Origin of the sequence: Xenorhabdus hominickii (assembly GCF_002632725.1) — a bacterium.
Classification (GTDB): domain Bacteria; phylum Pseudomonadota; class Gammaproteobacteria; order Enterobacterales; family Enterobacteriaceae; genus Xenorhabdus; species Xenorhabdus hominickii.
In genome coordinates this window covers 1-920 of sequence record NZ_NJAI01000063.1, presented here as the reverse complement: position 1 = coordinate 920, position 920 = coordinate 1, and the positions used below count along the sequence as shown (strand labels likewise).

Genomic DNA, 920 nt, shown 5'->3' with positions numbered 1-920 from the left:
CAGTACTCGCTTTCGAAAATCTAAGCTGTAGCCCATCTCATTTTATGCCTTGTCATCTTAGATTTAGATATTATGTCATATTAATATGATTTAGCTATATCCAGACAATTAAAAATAGCGCGTTCTACGGTCTACAAAATTCTGGCTATGGCGTAAAGGTTCTCAGAATCGTCACATGAGGGTTCTTCGGCGGAACCCCATGTGACGTAGTCCTATTTTTATATACAAATAGAATTTATGTCTTTGACGATTTTGAACCGAAAATCAATCCAACTAACCTGAGCTTCGCTTAAGAAGGAAACTCAAGTGCCTGAGGCACGATCAAAGTTTTTGGCAAAAAAACAAAATCATGGAGATACTTGGGCGATGATTACTTGAGAAGAACTTTACTGCTGCGTCGATGATTTTTGCCAAAAATTTGAACCGCTCTGGCATCAACAATTAATCGGGAACGGGTTACGTCAGCGTAAGCGCTCGGTTTTTTATTGGAGATTGTGTCAGGATTAATTGTTTACACTTTTCAACCCAAAAACCGAGCTTAAATTTACGGGGCTCTGACTTGGCTCTTCTTAAGCAGAGCTGAGGTTAATTAATTAAATTATGTTTCCTAATTCCCATAATTTTTTTATCTTCCAATCCGCTAAGTCCCAATATGAGTAATCATATTCAATATTATTTGGTATAACTACACATTTCATTGAGGCTGCTTTAACTGCAATCATGCCAATTTTGGAATCTTCTATCCCTATACACTCGTTAGGTAACACATTCATTTTTTCGGCTGCATTAAGATAAACCAATGGGTGTGGTTTATTATATGATATATCATCTGCTGAAGATATATATTCAAAATAATTATCGATACCACATTGCTCAATTATTTTTAATATTAATAATCGTGGTGAAGCAGAGGCAATACC

General features: G+C 36.0%; 1 protein-coding gene and 2 pseudogenes. 2 read left to right on the top strand and 1 reads right to left on the bottom strand.

Annotation, left to right across the window (positions count from 1 at the left end):
• Positions 1-378 precede the first annotated feature (378 nt).
• Together Xhom_RS47350 and Xhom_RS47345 are read left to right on the top strand one after the other, a co-directional pair.
• Positions 379-474 (top strand): annotated as a pseudogene (locus Xhom_RS47350) (IS982 family transposase); the annotation flags it as partial.
• Positions 474-583: pseudogene (locus tag Xhom_RS47345) on the top strand (IS982 family transposase); the annotation flags it as partial. The pseudogenes Xhom_RS47350 and Xhom_RS47345, both read left to right, overlap by 1 nt.
• 10 nt (positions 584-593) lie before the next feature.
• On the opposite strand, the gene Xhom_RS25035 reads toward Xhom_RS47345, so the two are convergent.
• The coding region (locus tag Xhom_RS25035; protein WP_145957530.1) for an HAD family hydrolase at positions 594-920 on the bottom strand (327 nt) is incomplete at its 5' end.